Origin of the sequence: Bacteroides sp. OF03-11BH, assembly GCF_003604005.1 — a bacterium.
GTDB classification, from domain to species: Bacteria; Bacteroidota; Bacteroidia; order Bacteroidales; family Bacteroidaceae; genus Bacteroides; species Bacteroides ovatus.
This window is the reverse complement of sequence record NZ_QTMW01000113.1, coordinates 1-1,744: the sequence shown is the minus strand read 5'-3', so window position 1 is coordinate 1,744 and position 1,744 is coordinate 1. Positions and strand designations below refer to the sequence as shown.

General features: G+C 33.4%; 1 protein-coding gene. It reads left to right on the top strand.

Annotation, left to right across the window (positions count from 1 at the left end; genetic code table 11):
• Nucleotides 1-248 precede the first annotated feature (248 nt).
• Nucleotides 249-1,427 carry a tyrosine-type recombinase/integrase gene (locus DXA54_RS27880; RefSeq protein WP_004323749.1) on the top strand — a complete coding sequence of 393 codons (1,179 nt, stop codon included), beginning with the start codon at nucleotides 249-251 and terminating at the stop codon, nucleotides 1,425-1,427.
• Nucleotides 1,428-1,744: the final 317 nt, after the last annotated feature.

Genomic DNA, 1,744 nt, shown 5'->3' with positions numbered 1-1,744 from the left:
AGTTAAACAAAAGTTAGATTCTCTTTTTAAACATAACTTTTCACACTCTACCTGTGAAAAAGTGTTGCAAACATAACGACTTAATCAAGATATAGCAATGCAGAATCGTACAAATGCATGGAAAATACCGTCTTTTGCACGATATTCCATGCTGTGGGAGCGATTTTCGATTAGTCCCTAATGACTATGAACCTTTTTGTTTCTATTTTATTGTATGGAAAATAGTAATTTATAAACCTAAAAATGATATGGCGAATTTTTCAATTGTAGTTGTTCCAACTAAAAAATTATCAAATGGCAGACATCGAATAAGGATAGCCGTAGCACATCATTCTCAAACCAGATATATATCTACCCAATTTACTTTGGATTCTGCCAGTCAACTAAAAAATGGTCGAGTAGTAAGGCATGAGAATGCAGCGAATATGAATGCTTGTCTTCGGAAACTAATCAATGAGTATGAAGAAATTATTACATCGATCAGCTATTTACCAGCAATTTCATGTACCGAGCTTATACGTATAATTACTTATGAACAAAAGAAAAAAGGTATAACCTTTCAAGCTGTTGCAAAAGAATACATGAATTTCATGAAAGGAGAAGAGCGGGAGAAATCTTATAAACTTTATAAGATAGCTTCCGAAAGATTAGTCAAATATATGAAAGGGGATTTTCCTTTAATTCAATTGACACCTATACATATCCAAGAATTTGCCAAAGTTCTTCACGAGGAGAATCTGGCAGATACAACTATCAGAATATATCTGACTTTGATAAAGGTGATATTAAATTATGCCGGTAAGATGAATTATGTATCTTACTCCATTCATCCTTTTGTCCTCTTTAAGATGCCGGCAAGTAATGTGCGGGAACTTGATTTGTCAATAGATGAACTGAAGAGAATACGTGATGTCCGGCTTTTAAAGCCTTCTTTATCCATGGTGAGAGATATTTTTATGCTTACCTATTATTTAGGCGGTATCAACCTGAGAGATTTATTAGTATATGATTTTAAAAATAAGAACGATATGCGTTATGTGCGTCACAAAACACGTAATAGCAAGAAGGGAGAAAATGAAATTGTATTTACTTTGCAGCCTGAAGCAAAAGTGCTCATAGATAAATATATGTCGAGAAATGGGCATTTGCAGTTTGGTAAATATTCATCTTATAAACAAATATATAGTTTAGTCTTCCGACATATAAATAAGGTAACAGAACTTTCGGGGGTAAAGAAAAAGGTTACTTACTATTCCGCCCGAAAGACATTTGCACAACACGGATATGATTTAGGCATTCAAATTGAAAAAATAGAATACTGTATCGGACACAGTATGAAAAATAACCGTCCTATCTTTAATTATATTAAGATTATGCAAGAACATGCCGATAAGGTGTTCCGTGCCGTACTTGACCAATTGCTATAGTATAGATAGTTTTTCACTGCTATTTTTAGTTCCTTCTTTTGCTAATCGATTTCATTCCGATCGCTATCCTTTTTTCGTTCCACTATAGTTATCCGCAAAGTACACTATAGTTACCCTTGCGGATAACTATAGTCAAACGCAAAGATAACTATAGTGGAACGAAGAAAGATTCGCATACCGGATAACTCATAATAGGTAAAAAAGATATTAATGGTACTAATTGTTCAAATCTTATCCTCAATTGATTGCTAGCTGTATGTAGTCGTTTGATGCGCAGGTAGTTATGTTTAAAAAGAGAATCTAACTTTTGTTTAACT

Bases quoted from the DNA above. Each gene is read 5' to 3' on its own strand.
- DXA54_RS27880 (WP_004323749.1), top strand. From the start codon at position 249: ATGGCGAATTTTTCAATTGTAGTTGTTCCAACTAAAAAATTATCAAAT.